The organism is Pseudomonas sp. IC_126, assembly GCF_004331835.1.
In the GTDB taxonomy this organism is placed as follows: Bacteria; Pseudomonadota; Gammaproteobacteria; order Pseudomonadales; family Pseudomonadaceae; genus Stutzerimonas.
Genome location: NZ_SJSS01000001.1, coordinates 554,382 through 573,420 on the forward strand (window position 1 = coordinate 554,382; position 19,039 = coordinate 573,420).

Genomic DNA, 19,039 nt, shown 5'->3' on the forward strand with positions numbered 1-19,039 from the left:
CATGGATAAGTTGCTCAAGCTGTGGCAGAGCACCGGCTTGTATCATCTGGAGCCCGGTCAGTTGCTGATGATCGTGGTGTGCCTGGCATTGATCTATCTGGCGATTCGCAAGGGTTTCGAGCCCTTGCTGCTGATCCCGATCGGGTTCGGTGGTCTGCTTGCCAACATTCCGGTCGCCAACATGGCCGAGGGTGCGGGCATCCTGCATCTGTTCTACGAAGTTGGCTTGCCGACCAGCGTGTTCCCGCTGCTGATCTTCATGGGTGTCGGGGCGATGACGGATTTCGGACCGATGCTGGCCAATCCCAAGACCTTGTTGCTCGGTGCGGCGGCGCAGTTTGGTATCTTCGCCACCTTACTCGGCGCATTGGCGCTGGCAGCGGCGGGGATTCCGGGTATGGAGTTCACCCTGCGTGAAGCGGCTTCGATCGCGATCATCGGTGGTGCCGATGGCCCAACCTCGATCTTCGTGACGGCGAAGCTCGCGCCGCATCTGCTGGGGCCGATTGCTGTGGCAGCCTACTCGTACATGGCGCTGGTCCCGTTGATTCAGCCACCCATCATGCGAGCACTGACGACCAAGGAAGAGCGCGCCATCGTCATGAAGCAGCTGCGTCATGTCGGCCAGGCGGAAAAAATAGTCTTCCCGCTCATGCTGGCCTTGATGGTCGGTTTGCTACTGCCCGATGCGGCGCCGCTGGTAGGCATGTTCGCCTTCGGCAATCTGTTGCGTGAGTGTGGGGTGGTCGATCGCCTGGCTGATACCTCGCGTAATGCGCTGATCAACATCGTCACCATCGCGCTAGGATTGACCGTCGGTTCCAAGCTGTCTGCCGACGCCTTCCTGCAGCTGAAAACGCTTGGAATCCTCTTGCTTGGGATGGTCGCGTTTTGTGGTGGTACCGCCGCCGGGGTGCTGATGGCCAGAGTGATGAATATGTTCAGTTCGAACAAGATCAATCCGCTGATCGGCTCGGCAGGCGTATCGGCGGTACCCATGGCGGCGCGGGTGTCGAACAAGGTTGGGCTCGAGGCAAATCCGCAAAACTTCCTGCTCATGCACGCCATGGGTCCGAACGTGGCAGGGGTAATCGGCTCGGCTGTTGCTGCCGGTGTGCTGCTTAGTTTTGTGGGTTAGCTAGTTGTTTTCAGGCTCCTCGCAGGACGCCTGCCGCCGGTAACAATGAATGCTTGTACCTCGAGAAGGCGCGGGCATTTTTGTTTCCAAGTTAACGCGGGCCATTCGCGTACTTAGCGAACCGATACATGAGGCGATGCATGGTCGTCAACCAGCCAAGCTTTTCCCTGTTTTGCTTGAGCGTTGTATTAGCGCGTGTGCCCTGCTAACCGTTTCCTCGATCCAGGCCTTAGATCAAGCAGATAACGCTCAGATGGTGCGCCGCAAACAACAACGCCCCGACTGTGTCGAGGCGTTTGTAAGTCCGCAGGCTATCGGCGATGGTTAGTCTTCTTTTGCAGCTTCGGTGTCTTGCGCGATCAGAGCGATCAGGGCGTTCTGCTGGCGATGGGCAAGCTGACGAAAACGCTGGAGCAATTCACGCTCATGAAGTGTCAGTTCCGGGCTGTCCAGCCGCATGCTCAAATCGTCGTCGAGTGCGCCTTCTTGCAGAAGGCTTTGCTCCAGGCGAGCAATGATCTCAGAGTTCATGCTGCGATGATGATTGCGCGCAACCTCGGCGATACGCTCCCGCATTCCGTCTGGTAGCCGAACCACGAATTTGTCAGCCGTGCGGCTGGAGTAAACTGCCTGCTTCATAGGGCGCATATTAAACCGGTTAGTCAGGGTGGAGATGGTGGCTTATTGCCGTTCTAGTCCCGGTCTGACAACCAAACAGCACTCGCTGTTCCGCGACCTGAAAAAAAGATGCTAGGCGGCTTTATGGCGCCAATTATACGACGACAAATATCAGAGTAAAGACATGATGATGGCGAAACGCCGTTACTGTGATCAGCTACTGATCTTTGTCTGTTAATCGCGTCCTAGCGTAGTACTGGATCGAATTTAATCCGCCGACCGATCAGAAGTGAGATCACGAAGAGAACGCAAAAAAATACCGTGCCTCCTTCTACGACCGGCTCCCACATGTCGGGAAGGGCAGTACCAATGCTCAGTGCGCCACAGATGATGCTGAGCAGAAGGAAAATGCAGCCATAAATAGACATCCGTTATCTCCTTGATGAAACAAAACGCAGGGGTCTTAGAAGACCCACCGTTGCGGTTGCGTGGGCGTGCTCATTGCTTGGCTGCTAATGGTTTGCGCTGGCATTGTCAGCCTATGAACCGACGGGGTAGCGGGTTGCTCCAATGTGCCAGTTGGAGCGTGTTCTGGTTCCTGCGCTGTTGCCTGCAATTGCATCACAGCGACCACGGCCAGGATGGCTGAACTGAATAAATAAGCTGGGCGTAGCATTGGCGGCTCCTTCGCAAATGGTTCGCATGGCTTAAGCATTCGGTGTGCCATCTTTTTAAGGAAAAAATCCCTTATTTTTCATATGCTTACGACAGCTTATTTTATGTCCATGATGCGTTTTGCATGATGCATATAAAAAGCGCAATGCAAAATGCAATATAAGGTGGGTCATGGTTCCAGCGCATTTGTTATACGGCTGACTGACGGGTCTGGCTCTGTTGCCAAGCGCATGACAAACGAGCCGGGGCCCGCTAACATGCTGCGCCTAACGCGTCCCAGTAGCTCAATTGGATAGAGCATCCCCCTCCTAAGGGGAAGGTTGTGAGTTCGAACCTCGCCTGGGACGCCAGCTTTGCTTCCATTAGGTCACGGCATCCCGCCGCCGTCTGGCCTATCGATAGCCGCGGCGGGATAATTCATGACCAATCAGAGTGGCGTGGGTTGAACGGCTTGTCGGGAGCCGCTCTAACCATTTGCTCGTCTTTTCGTAACGGGGTATCTATCTCAGCTGAAGCGGCCGCTCGGCTGGTCGCGTCGTGCTTCGCGTTGTAGCTGGTAGACGAATCGTTCGATTTGGCGTTGCGTCAGGCCACTGATGCGATAGAAGCGCATTCCGCAAAAAGTGACATCGAGCTTTTCATCGAAAACGACATGCCGTAGTTCGGCCGCCGTTGTGATGGTGCCAAAGGGAAGCCTTGCGGAGAGGTGTTCGTACACTCGTCCCGTCTGTAGGCCACTCTGGAGGTTGCCTTGGAAGCTCAGCTTGCAGCCAGTCGCCGACATGTCCAGCACTTTACCTTCAACAGGCTTGATAGTTTTGTCGCTGAGTTCGGCAACGATAGGTTGGGCAGCCAACGAGGCACGGTACGCGTTGCGTCGTTGATGGTAGAGGACTTGATCGGGTAGGGGTGCCCAGTAGCAGCGGGCATCTTCCAGTTCGCCTGGATGCACCGGGTGATCATTGCTCCAGGCAATGCGCACGCCTTCGTAATAGCCTTCAACCTGGAAGGCTTCGCCGGACGCCATCAAGCGCTCGCCGTCGTTAGGTATCAACTCGTCGAGCGCGATCCAGCCCTTCTCACGGTTCATTTCGACCATATAGGTCTGATAGCGCTGGTTACGGTCAACGAATCGGACCAGTAGCGGGATGTGGTTATCCAGCAGTTGCTTCAGAGTCGCGTGGATCTCGGTTGTTGTCTTGAGGATCTGTGGGGGCTGCGGGCCTCCGTCCTCTGCAAACGGATTGGACACTTAGCATTGCTCTCCGGCATGTAACGATGTCCGCCGCATAATAGCATTTTGCCTTTATTTGGCGGCGGTCAGGCCTGGCTGAGCGGGCGATGATTTGCCGTTCTGGCGGTGGCGCCTCGGCGGTCGTAGAGATCGGGCGTCTGGTTGCTACCCTGCAGCACATGCAGCATGGCGCCTACTGCGCTCTTATTAGCGCGAATAAGCTTGCCGTTGCGGTCGTTGGAATTTCTGCAGGTTTCTAAAACGCTCTCGAGTTGCTCCGCATGGGCAAGAATGTCGTCGCCTATCGCCGAGTTCGCAACAAAGGCCGCCAAGCCTTTTTTATCAGCGCTAAGCTGCGCCCTGGCAAGGGTCTGGCTGCGAAATGCGCCATGCTGACCCAGCAGCGCCAAGAGTGTCTGCTTTTGTGTGAGCAGCTGCTCCAGGCCTGCGAGGTTGCGCTCGGCAAGTGCTTGGTACTCGGCATCGATGAGCTCAAGAAGCTTTCGGGCGGTGCCGATATCGTCAACCAGCTGTTGAAGCAATTCGGTATCTTGCATAGTGGTCTCTAATGCGCTGACGCCTGGCTACCTGTTACTGGGTTCAACGCTGGCTTTCGAACGCTAGCAGTTTCGATGCCACCCGCTGAGGATCCACCTGATAGCTGCCATCGGCTATCGCCTGCTTGATCTGAGCGACACGCTCCTGATCGACAGAGGGTTGCTGGTTCAACTTCTCAGCGGTTTGCTGCAGACGTTGTGCTTCCGGGCTCAACTGAACGCTCTCGCCGGATACAGCCGTACTACTGGTGTTCTTTACCGCGTCGGCAGCAGGCTGCGGAACCGTTGACCGCTCAGTGTTCTGCACATTGCTGCTTCGCCCACTGCTCGGTGGGCTGACGGCACCGTTGGGCCGGTTGAAATCGATAGCCATGATCGAAACCTCGAATAAGTCAGGACGCTTGCCTGCTTTTCGGCAAAGCCATGGGAAACTTTAGCTTTATTTTCCCAGAGTGGCTGCGGCAGCGTCCGTCTTTCTCACATCGCGACTTCCACCTGACCGGGACCAACGACGCGGGCCTTGATAACGCGGCCAGATCGCTGATTTTTGACCCTGATCTGACTGCCAAGTGCGCCATCGGATAAAGCTTCGCCTGGCATTCTTACATTTATCGACGAATTTTTCGCGGTGATTACGACCTGATCGCCTTTGCGTATGATCTCTGCGAGCGAAACAGCGTTAGGGGTAAGCACCTGATCGGGAAGGGCGCTGCGGGTGAGTTTGTTACCCAGAACCTGATCGTAGGCCGTCAGGTAACCCTGGGTCAGCAGGCTGACGTCCCGCTCGGCTAGAGTCACGTCGGCTTGCTCCAAGATACTTTCGCGCGCCAGCGGTCGCCGGGCAACTATTACTTCGCGGAACAAATGGACCTGCGCGGGGACGAAAACGGACCAGGGCGCCGAGCCTTCGCAGCTGACCCGTACGGTTGTGCGGCCAACAGGTTGCGCAGGGCTTTCCAGTTTCGTAGTCAACGGGCGATCGCAATGCGCCAGGCGCAGACGAGGATCGAGTCTGTTGACCTCGACCTGATGGCGGGCCTGGATTTGGCTACGCTGCAAATAGTCGGTCACCTCACGCTCAAGAAATCCGCGTGCTGCGTCGATAAGCTGTTCAGGCCTTGTTGCCGAGTCAGCAAACTGGCTCAGCCCGCATAACGCCGAAAACAGGATCGCGCGACAAAGCGCAATGCAAGGACGCCGGAAAAAAGTCATCTGTTCGTTCATGTCATGGCAGAAGCAAAGGGCGTGCCGGTAAGTCTGCCGGACATTCTGAACACCATTTCGCAAAGCAAGAGGAACTGGCATGGCCGGTGTATTGGATTCGGTTAACCAGCGTACCCAGCTGGTGGGGCAGAATCGTCTGGAGTTGCTGCTGTTCAGGCTGGATGACAAGCAGCTCTATGGCATTAATGTGTTCAAGGTTAAAGAGGTGCTGCAGTGTCCTCGGCTCACCATCATGCCTCGGTCCAGTCCGGTTGTGCGTGGCGTGGCGAACATACGTGGCAGCACGCTTTCGATTCTCGATCTTTCCTTGGCTACCGGAAAACCTGCATTGCAGGACCTCTCCAATAGCTTCGCCATCATCGTTGAATACAACAACAAGGTGCTCGGGTTTCTGGTGCGATCGGTAGAGCGGATCGTCAATATGAACTGGGAAGCCATTCTGCCGCCGCCCAAAGGCGTTGGGCCTGATCACTATCTGACAGCTGTCACCCATGTGGATGGCCAGATGGTCGAGATCATCGACGTGGAAAAAGTGCTGGCTGAGGTGGCTCCCGTTTCGGAAGTGCTATCGGTTGGTATCGCGGACGAGGAAACCACCAGCAAGGCGTCATCCAGCCGGGTTCTGATCGTCGATGATTCCTCGGTTGCGCGGAAACAGATAATTCGTTGTCTACAGAATCTGGGAATCGAGGTGGTTGCACACAACGATGGCCGTCAGGCGTTGACCTACCTGCGAAAGTTGGTAGCAGATGGCAAGAAGCCATCTGAGGAATTCGTCATGATGATTTCAGACATCGAAATGCCTGAGATGGACGGCTATACGTTGACCACCGAGGTTCGTCAGGATCCGGCCATGCGGGATTTGCATATTCTGCTGCATACTTCGCTCTCCGGTGTGTTCAACCAGAGCATGGTCAAGCGAGTCGGTGCGGACGATTTTCTCGCCAAATTTCAGGCGGACGATCTGGCCAACCGGGTGATAGAGCGAATCCGAACTACGGATAAGAATTGAGGCATGTCCTCTTCAATACGACTGGTGGGCCTTATCAGTGTCAGGTGATCCGGATTTCGATCAGTTTCGAGTGTTCCTAGAGAAGACGTGCGGCATTCTGCTGGGCAGCAACAAGCAGTACCTCGTAACCAGCCGGCTGAACAAGCTGATGGAGCAGCAGGGGCTCAAGAGCCTTGGCGATCTGGTCAGGAAAATTCAGGCCCAGCCACGCAGCGGTCTGCGTGAACAGGTCGTGGATGCGATGACGACCAACGAAACGCTCTGGTTTCGCGATACCTATCCGTTCGAAGTGCTCAAGAGCCGGACCCTGCCGGAGCTCCTGAAAACCGCGCCGGGTCAACGCCTGCGTATATGGTCGGCTGCCTGTTCCTCGGGGCAAGAACCTTATTCGTTGTCGATGACGGTCGACGAATATGAGCGCAGCAACCCCAGCCAACCTAAGTTGGCAGTTCAGATCGTCGCTACCGAGCTGTCTGGCACCATGCTTGCTGCAAGCAAGGCTGCGGAGTACGACAGTCTGGCTATCGCGCGGGGATTGTCGAGCGAGCGCTTACAGCGTTATTTCGACGTCAAGACACCAGGCCGTTGGGTTGTCAAACCAGCGATTCGAAACCGCGTCGAGTTCCGTGTTCAGAATCTGCTCGATAGCTATGCGGTGCTGGGGAAGTTCGACGTGGTGTTCTGCCGTAACGTGCTCATCTACTTTTCTGCGGATGTGAAGAAAGACATTCTTCGGCGTATTCACGCCACGCTGAAGCCGGGCGGATATTTGTTTCTCGGGGCATCCGAGGCGCTGAACGGGCTTCCTGAGTTGTACCAGATGATCCAATGCAGTCCAGGCATCATCTATAAGGCTAAGTAGGAACGGTCGATCCTGCAGCGTCGCAGCGAGGCGGCGGCAGAAATCTGTCGGTCATGAGTGAAGAGGCGGCAAAAACATGGAAAAGCTTTGCCGCTTTTGACGCATCGCTCCTGATGCGTTGCTATAAATCCCTTCTAAATCAGTTAATTATCGAAATGGCATGGCCTTTGCTGGTGGTTTGCTAAGCAGACTGTATCCGCAGAGGGCCAGATCATGAGCATCAGTTTCGATAAAGCTCTGGGTATCCACGAAAAAGCACTTGGCTTTCGCGCTCAGCGTGCCGAGGTGCTTGCCAACAATATTGCCAACGCCGACACGCCTAATTACAAGGCCCGTGATCTGGAGTTCGGCAGCGTTCTTGCTGCCCAGCAGAGCAAAAACCAGGGCGAGTTCGGCGTCGCCGTCACCAGTAGCAAGCACATCGCGGCGCAAGGTTTTGAGATTGCCGATCCAGGCCTTCGATTCCGCACGCCGCTGCATGCTTCGCTGGATCAGAACACTGTCGATGCACAGGTCGAGCAAGCCGCTTACGCCGAAAACGCCGTCGACTTCCAGGCAAGCTTCACCTTTCTCAACAGTAAATTCAGGGGGCTCATGAGCGCCCTGCGCGGCGAATAACAGGAGCGAAGCCCATGTCCCTTAGCAGCGTATTCAATATCGCCGGCAGCGGCATGAGTGCTCAAAGCACTCGCCTCAACACCATCTCCAGCAACATCGCCAACGCCGAGACCGTTTCGTCCAGCGTCGATCAAACCTACCGCGCCCGCCATCCGGTCTTCGCGACCATGCTGCAGCAGGCCAACGGTACGCCAAGCGGATCCTTGTTCGCCGAGCAGGATCAAGCTGGTGCCGGTGTTCAGGTGCTCGGCGTGGTGGAAGACCAGAGCGAGCTGCAAGCCCGTTACGAGCCCAACCATCCGGCTGCGAATGAAGAAGGCTACGTCTATTACCCGAACGTCAACGTCGTGGAGGAAATGGCGGACATGATCTCTGCCAGCCGCTCGTTCCAGACCAACGCCGAGTTGATGAATACGGCCAAGACCATGCTGCAGAAAGTTCTGACCCTAGGCCAGTAACCCTTACGAGAGATAGCCATGAGCACGACAGGCGGCGTCAGCGGTACCGGTTCGGTACTCGACCAATACCAGATCAAAGATCGCGAAGTAAAAAGCAACGATCTTGGCAAGAACGAGTTTCTTGAGCTGCTGGTAACTCAGCTGAACAACCAGAACCCTCTGGAACCTCAGGAAAACGGCGAGTTCATTGCACAGTTGGCCCAGTTCAGTACGGTCGAAGGTGTGGAGAAGCTGAACTCAAGCATGGAAACCATGCTATCGGGCTATCAGTCATCCCAGGCGCTACAGGCGTCGTCGCTGGTTGGCCGCAAGGTGATCGTGCCCACCGACAAGGCCGTCGTCGATACCAGCGAAACCTTCAAGGCCAGCCTGGTATTGCCGACGACCAGCAGCAACGTGTCGGTCAACGTTTATGACAGTGCCGGCACGGTGGTCAACCGGATCAACATGGGCCAGCAGGAAGCCGGAAACGTTTCGTTCATGTGGGACGGCAAGGATTCGAGCGGCAATACCATGCCGCCTGGAACCTACCGATTCGAAGCACAAGCCACCTATCAAGGCGAGACCAAGGGTTTGTACACCTTGCTCCCAGCCAACGTAGACAGCGTCACGCTCGGACAGAACGGCGGGGAGCTGATGCTCAACCTGGCCGGTGTTGGCAGCATTGGGCTGTCTCAAGTCCAGGTCATTGGTCAGTAACTGCCGGCACACCCGGTAACAGGAGCAATTCATGTCGTTCAATATCGGCCTTAGCGGCATGCGTGCCGCCAGCAAAGACCTCAACGTTACAGGTAACAACATCGCTAACGCCGGAACTGCTGGCTTCAAGCAGTCACGTGCAGAGTTTGCGGATGTGTATGCCTCGTCCGTACTCGGAACTGGTAAGAATCCCCAGGGCAGCGGCGTGTTGCTTGCGAACGTGTCGCAGCAATTCAACCAGGGCAACATCAACTACACGCAGAATGCGCTGGACCTGGCGATCAATGGCAACGGGTTCTTTCAGGTCAGCAATAACGGTGCGCTGAGCTATACCCGCGCCGGTTATTTCGGAACGGATAAAGAGGGCAATCTGGTCGATAACTTCGGCTACAACCTTCAGGGTTACTCGGTCGACGGTAATGGCAATATCCAGACAGGGCGTGTGAGCGACCTGCAGATCCAGACGGCCAGCCAGGAGCCTAAGGCGACGACGACAATCGCCCAAGGTTTCAACCTGAATTCGACCAATACCCAGCCGGTCAATACGCCATTCAATCCGGCAGATCCGCTGACCTATAACTCGTCGACCTCGACCAACATCTATGACGAGCAAGGCAATGCTCATGTCATGACGCAGTACTTCGTTAAATCGCCCACGTCTAACTCCTGGCAAATGAACGTACTGATTGATGGGCGTAACCCAGCAATGCCTATCGCCACACCGGGCGATCCGTCTGCCGTCCCGCCAGTAGCTGCTTGGAGCGGCACCGAGCCAGCTTCAGTAACGCTTGAGTTCAGCCCTTCTGGCAGTTTGATCACCCCGGCTGACGGCAGCATGGCGCTTAACGGCTGGCAGCCTGCCATCCAGAACAGTGACGGTACTTGGTCACTGAACAATGCGGCGCCTGCGGGCGGATTGAACATGACGTTGGATATGCGTGGCTCCACCCAGTACGCCAGCGCGTTTGCGGTTAATAGCGTAAGTCAGGACGGCTATACCACGGGCGAGCTTGCCGGCCTTGAGATTGGGGAAACAGGTGAGATCTTTGCTCGCTATACCAACGGCCAATCCAAAGTGCAGGGCCAGATCATCCTGGCCAACTTCGCTAACGTTCAGGGGTTGACTCCGGTAGGCAAGACCCAGTGGGTGCAATCCTTCGAATCCGGCGAGCCGGTTCGTAACCCGCCTGGCAGCGGCACGCTGGGATCGTTGCAAGCCGGCGCGCTCGAAGATTCCAACGTCGAGCTGTCGGACCAGCTGGTCAACCTGATCGTGGCGCAGCGCAATTACCAGGCGAATGCCAAGACGATTGAAACCGAAAGCGCGATCACCCAGACAATCATCAATTTGCGTTGATGAGCCGCGGCAGCAGCCCGCTACATGGCGGAATTCTGCCGCTCCGTCTATCCAAAGGCCCTTCGGGGCCTTTTCTTTTTTGATAATCCTTTTGAATCAGCGACTTAATAGTCGCTTCGCCTTTTGGCATGCCCATTGCTTTCGAAGACGTATGGAACGGTAAGCGTCAATTCACGCGTCTCGGAGGTTCGATGGACAAGATGCTCTATGTGGCCATGACGGGTGCGAGCCAGAACGCTCGCGCCCAGCAGGCACATGCCAACAACCTGGCGAATATCTCGACTACCGGCTTCCGTCGTGACTTTGAGCAAGCGCGTTCAATGCAGGTGTTCGGCGACAGTTTTCCGGCACGCGTCTATGCCATGACCGAGCGTCCAGGCACGGATTTCAGTGCCGGCACGTTGCAGGAAACGGGTCGAGATCTGGACGTGGCGGTCGAGGGCGAGGGCTGGATCGCGGTGCAAGCGCCCGACGGCAGCGAGGCCTATGCCCGTACCGGCAGCCTGAATATCGACACGCTCGGCATGCTGCGCACCGGCGACGGTTTGCCGGTGCTCGGCAATGCCGGGCCGATTGCCGTGCCGCCGGAAGAGAAAGTGGAGATCGGCGCCGACGGGTCCATCAGCATTCGTGCGCTCGGAGAAGATCCGAATGTGGTGGTGACGGTCGACCGTCTCAAGCTCGTCAACCCCGATCCAAAGCAGTTGGAAAAGGGCACCGATGGTTTGATCCGGATGAAGGACGGCCAGCCCGTCGAGGCTGACGCCGCGGTACGCGTGACGTCCGGTTTTCTCGAGGCGAGCAACGTCAACGCGGTGGCGGAGATGACATCGATGCTGGCGCTGTCCCGGCAGTTCGAGCTTCACGTGAAAATGATGCGTACCGCCGAAGAAGACAGTGCCGCTGCGGCCCGAGTCTTGCAACTCAGCTAGTAAACAACGCGCTGCGCCCGAATACCGGCGCACGAGGAGAAGAACATGCTTCCAGCACTGTGGGTGAGTAAGACGGGTTTGTCCGCCCAGGACATGAACCTGACGACCATTTCCAACAACCTGGCCAACGTTTCCACCACGGGCTTCAAGAAAGACCGCGCCGAATTCCAGGATCTGCTGTATCAGATCCGTCGGCAGCCAGGTGGCCAGTCGACCCAGGACAGCGAGCTTCCGTCCGGCCTACAGCTGGGTACCGGTGTTCGCATCGTCGGCACGCAGAAGCAGTTCACTGCCGGCAGCCTGCAGACTACCGAGCAGCCGCTCGACATGGCGATCAATGGCCGCGGCTTCTTCCAAGTGCTGCTGCCCGACGGCACCGTGTCCTACTCGCGTGACGGTAGCTTCCATCTGAACGCCGACGGCCAGATCGTGACCTCCAACGGCTATGCGCTGGAGCCGGCAATTGTCGTACCGCCGGAAACCCAGACCTTCACGGTCGGCGAGGACGGCACCGTCTCGGTTACCACACTCGGCAACCCGGCGCCGCAAATCATCGGCAACCTGCAGACCGCCGACTTCGTCAACCCGGCAGGCCTGCAGGCCATGGGTAGCAACCTGTTCCTGGAAACCGCCGCAAGCGGTGCGCCGCAGGTCAGCACGCCCGGCCTGAACGGACTGGGCACGGTGCTGCAGAACACTCTGGAAAACTCCAACGTCAGTGTCGTCGAGGAGCTGGTGAACATGATCACCACTCAGCGCGCCTACGAGATGAACTCGAAAGTCATCTCCACGGCCGATCAGATGCTGTCCTTCGTTACCCAGCAGCTGTAACAGCTGTCAGCCGCTGGATTGAGGTGAATATGCGCCGCTTGTTGATTGTTCTTCCGCTGATGTCCGCTGTGGTTCTGACCGGTTGCGTGGCGCCAGCCCCGAAGCCCAATGACCCGTACTACGCGCCGGTCCTGCCGCGTACGCCGCTGCCGGCTGCGCAAAACAACGGCGCCATCTATCAGGCGGGTTTCGAAACCAATCTGTACGACGATCGGAAGGCCCATCGGGTCGGTGACATCATCACCATCACGCTCAACGAGCGGACCCAGGCGAGCAAGAATGCCAATTCGCAGATATCCAAGGAGAGCAGCGCCAATATCGGGCTCGGCTCGCTGTTTGGCGGCGCCGTATCGATGGCCAACCCGTTGACCGGCAACGCCATGAACCTGGGCGCCGAGTACGACGCGGCGCGTGATACTTCCGGCTCCGGCCAGGCAGGGCAGAGCAACAGCCTGTCCGGCTCGATCACCGTCACGGTGTCCGACGTGCTGCCAAACGGCATCCTGGCGATTCGCGGTGAGAAGTGGATGACACTCAACACGGGCGATGAGCTGGTGCGCATTGCCGGCCTGGTGCGCGCGGACGACATCGCCACCGACAACACCGTGCCGTCGACCCGTATCGCCGATGCCCGCATCACCTATTCCGGCACCGGCGCCTTCGCTGATGCCAGTCAGCCCGGTTGGCTGGATCGTTTCTTCATCAGCCCGTTGTGGCCGTTCTAAGCAGGTGCAGGCAATGAAACTGTTCAGCTCATTCGTAGTTGCCTTGCTGTGCCTGGTAGCCGTTCCGGCCCAAGCCGAGCGGCTCAAGGACATCGCCACCATTCAAGGTGTTCGTAGCAACCAGTTGATCGGATACGGCCTGGTGGTCGGCCTCAATGGCAGTGGCGACCAGACCACCCAGACGCCGTTCACGGTGCAGACGTTCAACAACATGATGGCGCAGTTCGGCATCAAGGTGCCGGCAGGTGGCAACGTTCAGCTGAAGAACGTCGCGGCCGTGTCCATTCATGCCGATCTGCCGCCCTTCGCCAAGCCGGGCCAGACCATCGATATCACCGTTTCGTCGATCGGTAACGCCAAGAGCCTGCGCGGCGGCAGCCTGTTGATGGCGCCGCTCAAGGGTATCGACGGCAACGTCTACGCCATTGCCCAGGGCAACTTGGTGGTGGGTGGTTTTGATGCCGGCGGCGCGGACGGTTCGCGCATTACCGTGAACATTCCATCCGCAGGCCGCATTCCGAACGGCGCGACGGTCGAGCGGCCGGTGCCGAGCGCGTTCAATCAGGGCAACACCCTGACGATGAACCTCAATCGCCCAGATTTCACCACCGCCAAGAACATCGTCGATCACATCAACGAACTGCTCGGCCCGGGCGTGGCCCAGGCGCTCGATGGCGGCTCGATCAGCATCACCGCACCTCTGGACCCGAGCCAGCGCGTCGACTATCTATCGATCCTGGAAAACCTCGAAGTCGACGTTGGCCAGGCGGTGGCCAAGGTGATCATCAACTCGCGCACCGGCACCATCGTGATCGGCCAGAACGTTCGTGTGCAGCCGGCGGCAGTTACCCATGGCAGCCTGACCGTGACCATCTCCGAAGACCCGCAAGTCAGCCAGCCGAACCCGCTGTCGGACGGCCAGACGGTGGTGGTGCCCAACTCCAACGTCAAGGCGGAGCAGGAGGCCAAGCCGATGTTCAAGTTCGGTCCGGGGACCACGCTTGATGAGATCGTGCGAGCGGTGAATCAGGTGGGCGCCGCGCCCAGCGACCTGATGGCTATCCTCGAAGCGCTCAAGCAAGCAGGCGCTTTGCAAGCCGACCTGATCGTGATCTGAGGACCGGGACATGGAAAATCGACTGGGGCTTGGCCGGCGCACACCTGATAGCGGCAGCTATTCCGACCTGAATCGGCTGAATCAGCTCAAGGTTGGCAAGGACCGTGACGGCGCGGAGAACGTGCGCAAGGTTGCGCAGGAGTTCGAGTCCCTGTTCATGAACGAGATGCTCAAGTCGATGCGTTCGGCCACCGAGGTGATGTCCAAGGACAATCCCTTCAACAGCCAGGCCAGCAAGCAGTATCAGGACATGCACGACCAGCAGCTGTCGGTCACGCTTTCCAAGGAAGGCGGCGGTATTGGCCTGGCTGACGTGCTGATCCGTCAGCTGAGCAAGCAGCAGGAGCCCAGCGAGAAGTCCAATCCCTTCGCTCAGGTTGGGCAGACCGAAGGCGCAAAGGCGACGAGCAGCCCTGGCGCCGCCATTGCGCCGACGCGAAATGACTCGCAGCTGCTGAATCAACGCCGACTGGCGCTGCCGGGCAAGCTTGCCGAGCGCCCGTCGGCAGAGACCGCACCTGTCGAGGTTGCAAAGAACGGAGCCGACGCCCAACAGGCCGGCAAGCCGCAGCCGTTGGTGAATCTCGACTGGCAGCCCGCGACGGCGTTCGCCGCACCTCAAGACGCGCCGTTGATCGTCAATGGCGTCGAGGCGACGGCACCTAGCGCGCCGAGCAAGACGCGTTTCAACTCACCGGCCGAATTCATCGCGACCATGCTGCCCATGGCGGAGAAAGCCGCCAAGCGACTCGGCGTAGAGCCGCGCTTCCTGGTGGCGCAGGCTGCGCTGGAAACCGGCTGGGGCAAGTCGATGATTCGTCAGAAAGATGGCAGCAACAGCCACAACCTGTTCGGCATCAAAGCCACGGGTTGGCAAGGTGAGTCGGCGAAGGTCACCACAACCGAGTACATCAATGGCAAGGCGACCAAGCAAGTCGCGGGGTTCCGGGCTTACGACTCGTTCGAACAGAGCTTCAACGATTACGTTCGGCTGCTCGAAAACAACGACCGCTACCAGCCGGCTATTCAGGTTGCTAGCACCACCGGTAACTCGGAGCGCTTCGTCAACGAATTACAGCGGGCCGGTTACGCGACCGACCCGCAATATGCGAACAAGATCAATCAGATCGCTCGCAAAGTGCAGACCTACCAGACGATCGCTGACGCGAGTTCAGCGCCCGCCGTGCGGACTAGAGGCTAATCATGGCTGACCTACTGAATATTGGCCTGTCGGGCTTGAGTGCGAGCAAGAGCCAGCTGTCGATCACCGGCCACAACATAAGCAACGTCAATACTCCCGGCTATAGCCGCCAGGATGCATCCCAGGCAACCCGGACCCCTCAATTCAGCGGGGCGGGTTATGTCGGCTCGGGCACCACGCTGGTGGAAATCCGCAGGACGTACAGCGAGTTCCTGACCAGTCAGTTGCGCAGCAGCACTTCGCTGAGCAGCGACGTCGAAGCCTACAAAAGCCAGATCGACCAGCTCGATTCTCTGCTGGCAGGCAGCACGACCGGCATCACGCCCTCGCTGCAGAAGTTTTTCTCGGCACTGCAAACGGCAGCGGAAGATCCCGCCAACATTCCGGCACGTCAGTTGGTACTGGCGGAGGCTGAGGGGCTGGCGCGCCGATTCAATACCGTTTCCGACCGGCTGACCGAACAGAACAACTTCACCAACAAGCAGATGGCTGCGGTCACCGATCAGATCAATCGTCTGGCCGGCAGCATCGGTAGCTTGAACCAAGCCATCGCGACAGCTTCGGCCAACGGCAAACAACCCAATGACCTTCTCGACGCACGCGACGAGGCGGTGCGTCAGTTATCGACCTACATCGGCGTCACCGTAACGCCGCAGGACGACAATAGCTTCAATATCTCGGTCGGTACTGGTCAGCCCCTAGTCGTCGGAAGCGCCGTCAGCCGGCTGGAAATCGTGCCGGGGCAGGGCGATCCCAACCGTCACGAGATCCAGTTTGTCAGCGGCGGCTCGCGCCAGGGGATTACGTCGCAGATTACCGGCGGCGAGCTGGGTGGGCTGATTCGCTATCGCCAGGAAGTGCTGGACCCCACGCTCAATTCGCTGGGGCAGCTGGCGTTGGCTGTGAGTGATCAGGTCAATGCCCAGCTGGGACAGGGGCTGGATTTGAAGGGCAACGTTGGCGTCGGCCTGTTCAAAGATATCAATGCGGCCGATCTGGTCGATAAGCGCAGTTATCCGACGGGGATAAATGTCGAGATCACTAACACCTCGTCGCTTGCTGCTAGTGACTACGAGATAGAAATCGGCGCGGGCGACAGTTATCGAATTCGTCCGGTGGGTGGGCGCTGGATCGAGGGTCAAACGTTCGGTACCGAAGTGCCTGGATTGGGTTTTAACTTACATCGGATCGATTCGTCGCTCGGCGAGGGTGACAAGGTATTGATCATGCCGACTCGGCGCGGCGCCTCTGAAATCGGCGCAGTGCTCGATCAGGCTGATCAGCTCGCCTTCGCTGCGGCAGTGCGTGCGGAAAGCAGTTTGCAAAACGGCGGTACCGGAGCGATTGGCCAGCCGGACATGGTTTCCGCGCCTTCGCCTATCGACCCTGCCGAACTGAAAACAGCGTTCGGCAGTGGGTTGAATCTAGCTGCAACCGTCAACGCAGACGGCACCTTCACGTTGTCCGCCGCTACAGGCAACTGGTCATACGTGGATGAAAATGGCAATTCTCTTGTCGATGGCAGCGGCAATCCAGCGACTCCGACGCTTCAATCCGGTAATAGCAACACCGTTCGGCTGGCTTATACGGCAGCATCGGGAGAGGTTTATCAGTTTGATTTCACTATCAACGGACGACCACAGGCGAATGACAGTTTCTCGCTCAACTTCAACCAGAGCGGCGTATCGGACAACCGCAACGCATTAAAGCTGGTGGATCTGCAAACAAAGCAGACGATCGGGGTCGATGGCGCTGTTGTCGGGTCGGGCTCCAGCTTCACCGATGGCTACGGCGAGCTGGTAGAGCGGGTCGGCACGCTGACCGCTCAGGCTCGCATGGACAGCGAAGCGACGGGTGCGATCCTCAAGCAGGCGACCGACAACCGGGACTCGCTCTCGGCCGTGAACCTCGACGAGGAAGCCGCCAACCTAATCAAGTTCGAGCAGTACTACAACGCCTCGGCCCAGATCATTCAAGTTGCGCGCACCATGTTCGATACATTGATCAGCACCTTCAGGTAACAGGCCCGCCCATGCGCATCTCGACCTTGCAAGCATTCAATAACGGCGTGACCGGCATCCAGCGAAACTACGCCAACGCTACGCGCACCCAGGAGCAGATCAGCACCGGCAACCGCATCCTTACGCCTGCGGACGATCCGGTTGCCTCGGTACGCCTGCTGCAGCTGGAGCAACAGCAGAACGTGCTTGGCCAGTACAACTCCAATCTGACGGCTGCGAAGAACAGCCTGACTCAGGAAGAAGTGACGCTGAACTCGGTCAATACCGTGCTGCAGCGTGTCCGCGAGCTGGCGGTTCAGGCCGGTAACGGTGCGCTAGACCCGCAGGACCGCAAAGCCATCGCTGCCGAGCTGGGTGAGCGCGAGGATGAGCTGCTGTCGCTGATGAATACGCGCAATGCGCGCGGTGAGTATTTGTTCTCAGGATTTCAGGGCAAGACGCAGCCCTTTGTCAGGGGCACGGATGGTAGCTACAGCTATCAGGGTGACGAGGGGCAGCGGAAGTTGCAGATTGCCAGTTCGTTGAGTGTTCCGATCAGCGATAACGGCAAGTCCATTTTCGAGAACGTAACCAACGCTGGACGTCTTGGCGCTGCGGTATCTGACCAGGCGGCTTCGACGTTGAATGTTTCAGACGCGCTGGTTAGTGATGAGGTCGCTTTTGCCGGCATTGGGGGGTTGGAAATCACGTTCAGCGCGAGTCCGAACGAGCGGAACTATAGCGTGGCCGACGCCAGCGGGAACGTCCTTAGCACTGGTAGTTTGGACAGTGACGGAGAAAAGGAAAACAAGCTGGTAGTTGGCGGAGTGACTCTTTATATCTCAGGCGAGCCGACTGCCGGCGAGGTAATTACGATTCCCGAAAGTGAGAGTCCTAAACAAGGAGTTCTCGATACGATTGCTAACCTCCGCAAGGCTCTGGAAGATCCATCGACCGGCAACACCGGCGTCCGCGACGCGGTCGCAGTCGCCTTGACCAACCTCGACCACGGCATGGTCAGTGTCGACGCGGCGCGCGGCAATATTGGCGCACGGTTAAATACCATCGACACCACCCTGACCGACAACGAAGACGTCGCGCTGGTCAACAAAGGCGTCCAGGCGGAACTGCGCGAACTGGACTACGCCGAGGCGTTGTCGCGGCTGTCGATGCAAACGGTCATTCTAGAAGCGGCCCAGCAGAGCTACGTGAAAATTTCCGGGCTTAGCCTGTTCAATGTGATGCGTTAAGCGCGACCTGGCGGGCGTGGTTCACAGAACCAGCGCGCCGATTTGACTTGGCATTGTTGCGGCATAAAGTGTCCCGGCGGCGCATGGAGTACCGCGCCGGTCAAAAACCAACACTCAAAGGGACGTGAATCATGACCAAGTCTTTTCTCTCCGCAGCACTCTTCGCACTGCTCGCCAGCGTTTCCATTGGCGGCCATGCAGCCCAGACTGAACCCGTTGCAGCAGCAGAAGTAGCCGTAGCTCAAACGGCAACAATCAATCTTAATTCGGCCGATGCCGAAACCCTGACCCGCGAACTCAAAGGCATCGGTGCAACAAAGGCCAAGGCCATCATCGCGTACCGTGAAGCCCATGGCCCGTTCGGCTCGGTCGATGAGTTGCTGGAAGTCAAAGGGATTGGTGCCGCTACCCTGGAAAAGAACCGCGCCAAGTTGAGCCTGAACTGATCAGGTGAGCTCATTTCTAAGCCGGTGTGTTCCGCTGGCTTCAGTACGCTGACAAAGCCCTGGCCTGTGCCAGGGCTTTTGTTTA

The 19,039-nt window shown here is 57.9% G+C and carries 21 protein-coding genes and 1 tRNA gene; 16 read left to right on the plus strand and 6 right to left on the minus strand.

The genetic code is table 11. From position 1 onward, the window contains the following. Position 1: 1 nt before the first annotated feature. Entirely contained in the window at positions 2–1,138 is a 1,137-nt protein-coding gene (locus E0D86_RS02600; RefSeq protein ID WP_131648408.1) for a sodium ion-translocating decarboxylase subunit beta, read from the plus strand. 324 nt (positions 1,139–1,462) lie between these two features. Here E0D86_RS02600 and E0D86_RS02605 read toward each other — a convergent pair whose 3' ends face one another. Both E0D86_RS02605 and E0D86_RS21745 read right to left on the minus strand, forming a co-directional pair. Further along, entirely contained in the window at positions 1,463–1,786 is a 324-nt protein-coding gene (locus tag E0D86_RS02605) for an Arc family DNA-binding protein (RefSeq protein WP_131648409.1), read from the minus strand. Between the two features lie 215 nt (positions 1,787–2,001). Further along, positions 2,002–2,184, minus strand: a complete 183-nt coding sequence (locus E0D86_RS21745; RefSeq protein WP_131648410.1) for a PA3371 family protein — start codon at positions 2,182–2,184, stop codon at positions 2,002–2,004. Between the two features lie 520 nt (positions 2,185–2,704). On the opposite strand from E0D86_RS21745, the gene E0D86_RS02615 reads away from it, so the two are divergent. Next, positions 2,705–2,781: transfer RNA gene (locus tag E0D86_RS02615), tRNA-Arg, on the plus strand. Positions 2,782–2,936: 155 nt separating this feature from the next. Here the strand turns inward: E0D86_RS02615 and E0D86_RS02620 are convergent. The 4 genes from E0D86_RS02620 to flgA all read right to left on the minus strand — a co-directional run bounded on the left by E0D86_RS02620 (position 2,937) and on the right by flgA (position 5,446). After that, complete coding sequence (locus tag E0D86_RS02620; RefSeq protein WP_131648411.1) at positions 2,937–3,683, minus strand: flagellar brake protein; 747 nt, start codon at positions 3,681–3,683, stop codon at positions 2,937–2,939. Positions 3,684–3,751: 68 nt separating this feature from the next. Further along, positions 3,752–4,222, minus strand: a complete 471-nt coding sequence (locus E0D86_RS02625) for a flagella synthesis protein FlgN (RefSeq protein WP_131648412.1) — start codon at positions 4,220–4,222, stop codon at positions 3,752–3,754. 43 nt (positions 4,223–4,265) lie between these two features. Further along, positions 4,266–4,595 carry a flagellar biosynthesis anti-sigma factor FlgM gene (gene flgM / locus E0D86_RS02630; protein ID WP_131648413.1) on the minus strand — a complete coding sequence of 110 codons (330 nt, stop codon included), beginning with the start codon at positions 4,593–4,595 and terminating at the stop codon, positions 4,266–4,268. A gap of 104 nt (positions 4,596–4,699) precedes the next feature. Continuing rightward, entirely contained in the window at positions 4,700–5,446 is a 747-nt protein-coding gene (flgA, locus tag E0D86_RS02635; protein WP_256681115.1) for a flagellar basal body P-ring formation chaperone FlgA, read from the minus strand. A gap of 79 nt (positions 5,447–5,525) precedes the next feature. Between flgA and E0D86_RS02640 the strand changes: the two genes are divergently transcribed. From E0D86_RS02640 to E0D86_RS02705, 14 genes are all read left to right on the plus strand, one after another. Beyond that, on the plus strand, positions 5,526–6,458 hold the full coding sequence (locus E0D86_RS02640) for a chemotaxis protein CheV (RefSeq protein ID WP_131648414.1): 933 nt from the start codon (positions 5,526–5,528) through the stop codon (positions 6,456–6,458). 37 nt (positions 6,459–6,495) lie between these two features. Continuing rightward, complete coding sequence (gene cheR, locus E0D86_RS02645; protein ID WP_131648415.1) at positions 6,496–7,320, plus strand: protein-glutamate O-methyltransferase CheR; 825 nt, start codon at positions 6,496–6,498, stop codon at positions 7,318–7,320. Between the two features lie 213 nt (positions 7,321–7,533). Continuing rightward, positions 7,534–7,938, plus strand: a complete 405-nt coding sequence (flgB, locus tag E0D86_RS02650) for a flagellar basal body rod protein FlgB (RefSeq protein WP_131648416.1) — start codon at positions 7,534–7,536, stop codon at positions 7,936–7,938. 14 nt (positions 7,939–7,952) lie between these two features. After that, positions 7,953–8,396 carry a flagellar basal body rod protein FlgC gene (gene flgC / locus E0D86_RS02655; protein ID WP_131648417.1) on the plus strand — a complete coding sequence of 148 codons (444 nt, stop codon included), beginning with the start codon at positions 7,953–7,955 and terminating at the stop codon, positions 8,394–8,396. An 18-nt stretch (positions 8,397–8,414) separates the two neighbouring features. After that, complete coding sequence (gene flgD / locus E0D86_RS02660) at positions 8,415–9,095, plus strand: flagellar hook assembly protein FlgD (protein ID WP_131648418.1); 681 nt, start codon at positions 8,415–8,417, stop codon at positions 9,093–9,095. 31 nt (positions 9,096–9,126) lie between these two features. Further along, the gene (gene flgE / locus E0D86_RS02665) at positions 9,127–10,452 is read left to right on the plus strand and encodes a flagellar hook protein FlgE (protein ID WP_131648419.1); all 1,326 of its coding nucleotides are present in this window, start codon (positions 9,127–9,129) and stop codon (positions 10,450–10,452) included. A 191-nt stretch (positions 10,453–10,643) separates the two neighbouring features. Next, a complete protein-coding gene (flgF, locus tag E0D86_RS02670) occupies positions 10,644–11,384 on the plus strand; it encodes a flagellar basal-body rod protein FlgF (protein ID WP_131648420.1) in 741 nt (246 codons plus the stop codon). 45 nt (positions 11,385–11,429) lie between these two features. Further along, positions 11,430–12,215, plus strand: a complete 786-nt coding sequence (flgG, locus tag E0D86_RS02675; RefSeq protein ID WP_025241209.1) for a flagellar basal-body rod protein FlgG — start codon at positions 11,430–11,432, stop codon at positions 12,213–12,215. 29 nt (positions 12,216–12,244) lie between these two features. Then, a complete protein-coding gene (flgH, locus tag E0D86_RS02680) occupies positions 12,245–12,940 on the plus strand; it encodes a flagellar basal body L-ring protein FlgH (RefSeq protein ID WP_131648421.1) in 696 nt (231 codons plus the stop codon). A gap of 13 nt (positions 12,941–12,953) precedes the next feature. Further along, positions 12,954–14,057, plus strand: coding sequence for a flagellar basal body P-ring protein FlgI (locus E0D86_RS02685; RefSeq protein ID WP_131648422.1), 1,104 nt, complete (start codon positions 12,954–12,956; stop codon positions 14,055–14,057). A 10-nt stretch (positions 14,058–14,067) separates the two neighbouring features. Beyond that, positions 14,068–15,258 carry a flagellar assembly peptidoglycan hydrolase FlgJ gene (gene flgJ, locus E0D86_RS02690; protein WP_131648423.1) on the plus strand — a complete coding sequence of 397 codons (1,191 nt, stop codon included), beginning with the start codon at positions 14,068–14,070 and terminating at the stop codon, positions 15,256–15,258. Between the two features lie 2 nt (positions 15,259–15,260). Further along, a complete protein-coding gene (gene flgK, locus E0D86_RS02695; protein ID WP_131648424.1) occupies positions 15,261–17,279 on the plus strand; it encodes a flagellar hook-associated protein FlgK in 2,019 nt (672 codons plus the stop codon). Between the two features lie 11 nt (positions 17,280–17,290). Continuing rightward, complete coding sequence (gene flgL, locus E0D86_RS02700; protein WP_131648425.1) at positions 17,291–18,508, plus strand: flagellar hook-associated protein FlgL; 1,218 nt, start codon at positions 17,291–17,293, stop codon at positions 18,506–18,508. 131 nt (positions 18,509–18,639) lie between these two features. Next, on the plus strand, positions 18,640–18,954 hold the full coding sequence (locus E0D86_RS02705) for a helix-hairpin-helix domain-containing protein (RefSeq protein WP_131648426.1): 315 nt from the start codon (positions 18,640–18,642) through the stop codon (positions 18,952–18,954). Positions 18,955–19,039 lie beyond the last annotated feature (85 nt).

Coding starts and splice junctions, on each gene's coding strand:
- E0D86_RS02600 (WP_131648408.1), top strand. CDS start 2: ATGGATAAGTTGCTCAAGCTGTGGCAGAGCACCGGCTTGTATCATCTG.
- E0D86_RS02605 (WP_131648409.1), bottom strand. CDS start 1,786: ATGCGCCCTATGAAGCAGGCAGTTTACTCCAGCCGCACGGCTGACAAA.
- E0D86_RS21745 (WP_131648410.1), bottom strand. CDS start 2,184: ATGTCTATTTATGGCTGCATTTTCCTTCTGCTCAGCATCATCTGTGGC.
- E0D86_RS02625 (WP_131648412.1), bottom strand. CDS start 4,222: ATGCAAGATACCGAATTGCTTCAACAGCTGGTTGACGATATCGGCACC.
- flgM (WP_131648413.1), bottom strand. CDS start 4,595: ATGGCTATCGATTTCAACCGGCCCAACGGTGCCGTCAGCCCACCGAGC.
- flgA (WP_256681115.1), bottom strand. CDS start 5,446: ATGAACGAACAGATGACTTTTTTCCGGCGTCCTTGCATTGCGCTTTGT.
- E0D86_RS02640 (WP_131648414.1), top strand. CDS start 5,526: ATGGCCGGTGTATTGGATTCGGTTAACCAGCGTACCCAGCTGGTGGGG.
- flgB (WP_131648416.1), top strand. CDS start 7,534: ATGAGCATCAGTTTCGATAAAGCTCTGGGTATCCACGAAAAAGCACTT.
- flgC (WP_131648417.1), top strand. CDS start 7,953: ATGTCCCTTAGCAGCGTATTCAATATCGCCGGCAGCGGCATGAGTGCT.
- flgD (WP_131648418.1), top strand. CDS start 8,415: ATGAGCACGACAGGCGGCGTCAGCGGTACCGGTTCGGTACTCGACCAA.
- flgE (WP_131648419.1), top strand. CDS start 9,127: ATGTCGTTCAATATCGGCCTTAGCGGCATGCGTGCCGCCAGCAAAGAC.
- flgF (WP_131648420.1), top strand. CDS start 10,644: ATGGACAAGATGCTCTATGTGGCCATGACGGGTGCGAGCCAGAACGCT.
- flgG (WP_025241209.1), top strand. CDS start 11,430: ATGCTTCCAGCACTGTGGGTGAGTAAGACGGGTTTGTCCGCCCAGGAC.
- flgH (WP_131648421.1), top strand. CDS start 12,245: ATGCGCCGCTTGTTGATTGTTCTTCCGCTGATGTCCGCTGTGGTTCTG.
- E0D86_RS02685 (WP_131648422.1), top strand. CDS start 12,954: ATGAAACTGTTCAGCTCATTCGTAGTTGCCTTGCTGTGCCTGGTAGCC.
- flgJ (WP_131648423.1), top strand. CDS start 14,068: ATGGAAAATCGACTGGGGCTTGGCCGGCGCACACCTGATAGCGGCAGC.
- flgK (WP_131648424.1), top strand. CDS start 15,261: ATGGCTGACCTACTGAATATTGGCCTGTCGGGCTTGAGTGCGAGCAAG.
- flgL (WP_131648425.1), top strand. CDS start 17,291: ATGCGCATCTCGACCTTGCAAGCATTCAATAACGGCGTGACCGGCATC.
- E0D86_RS02705 (WP_131648426.1), top strand. CDS start 18,640: ATGACCAAGTCTTTTCTCTCCGCAGCACTCTTCGCACTGCTCGCCAGC.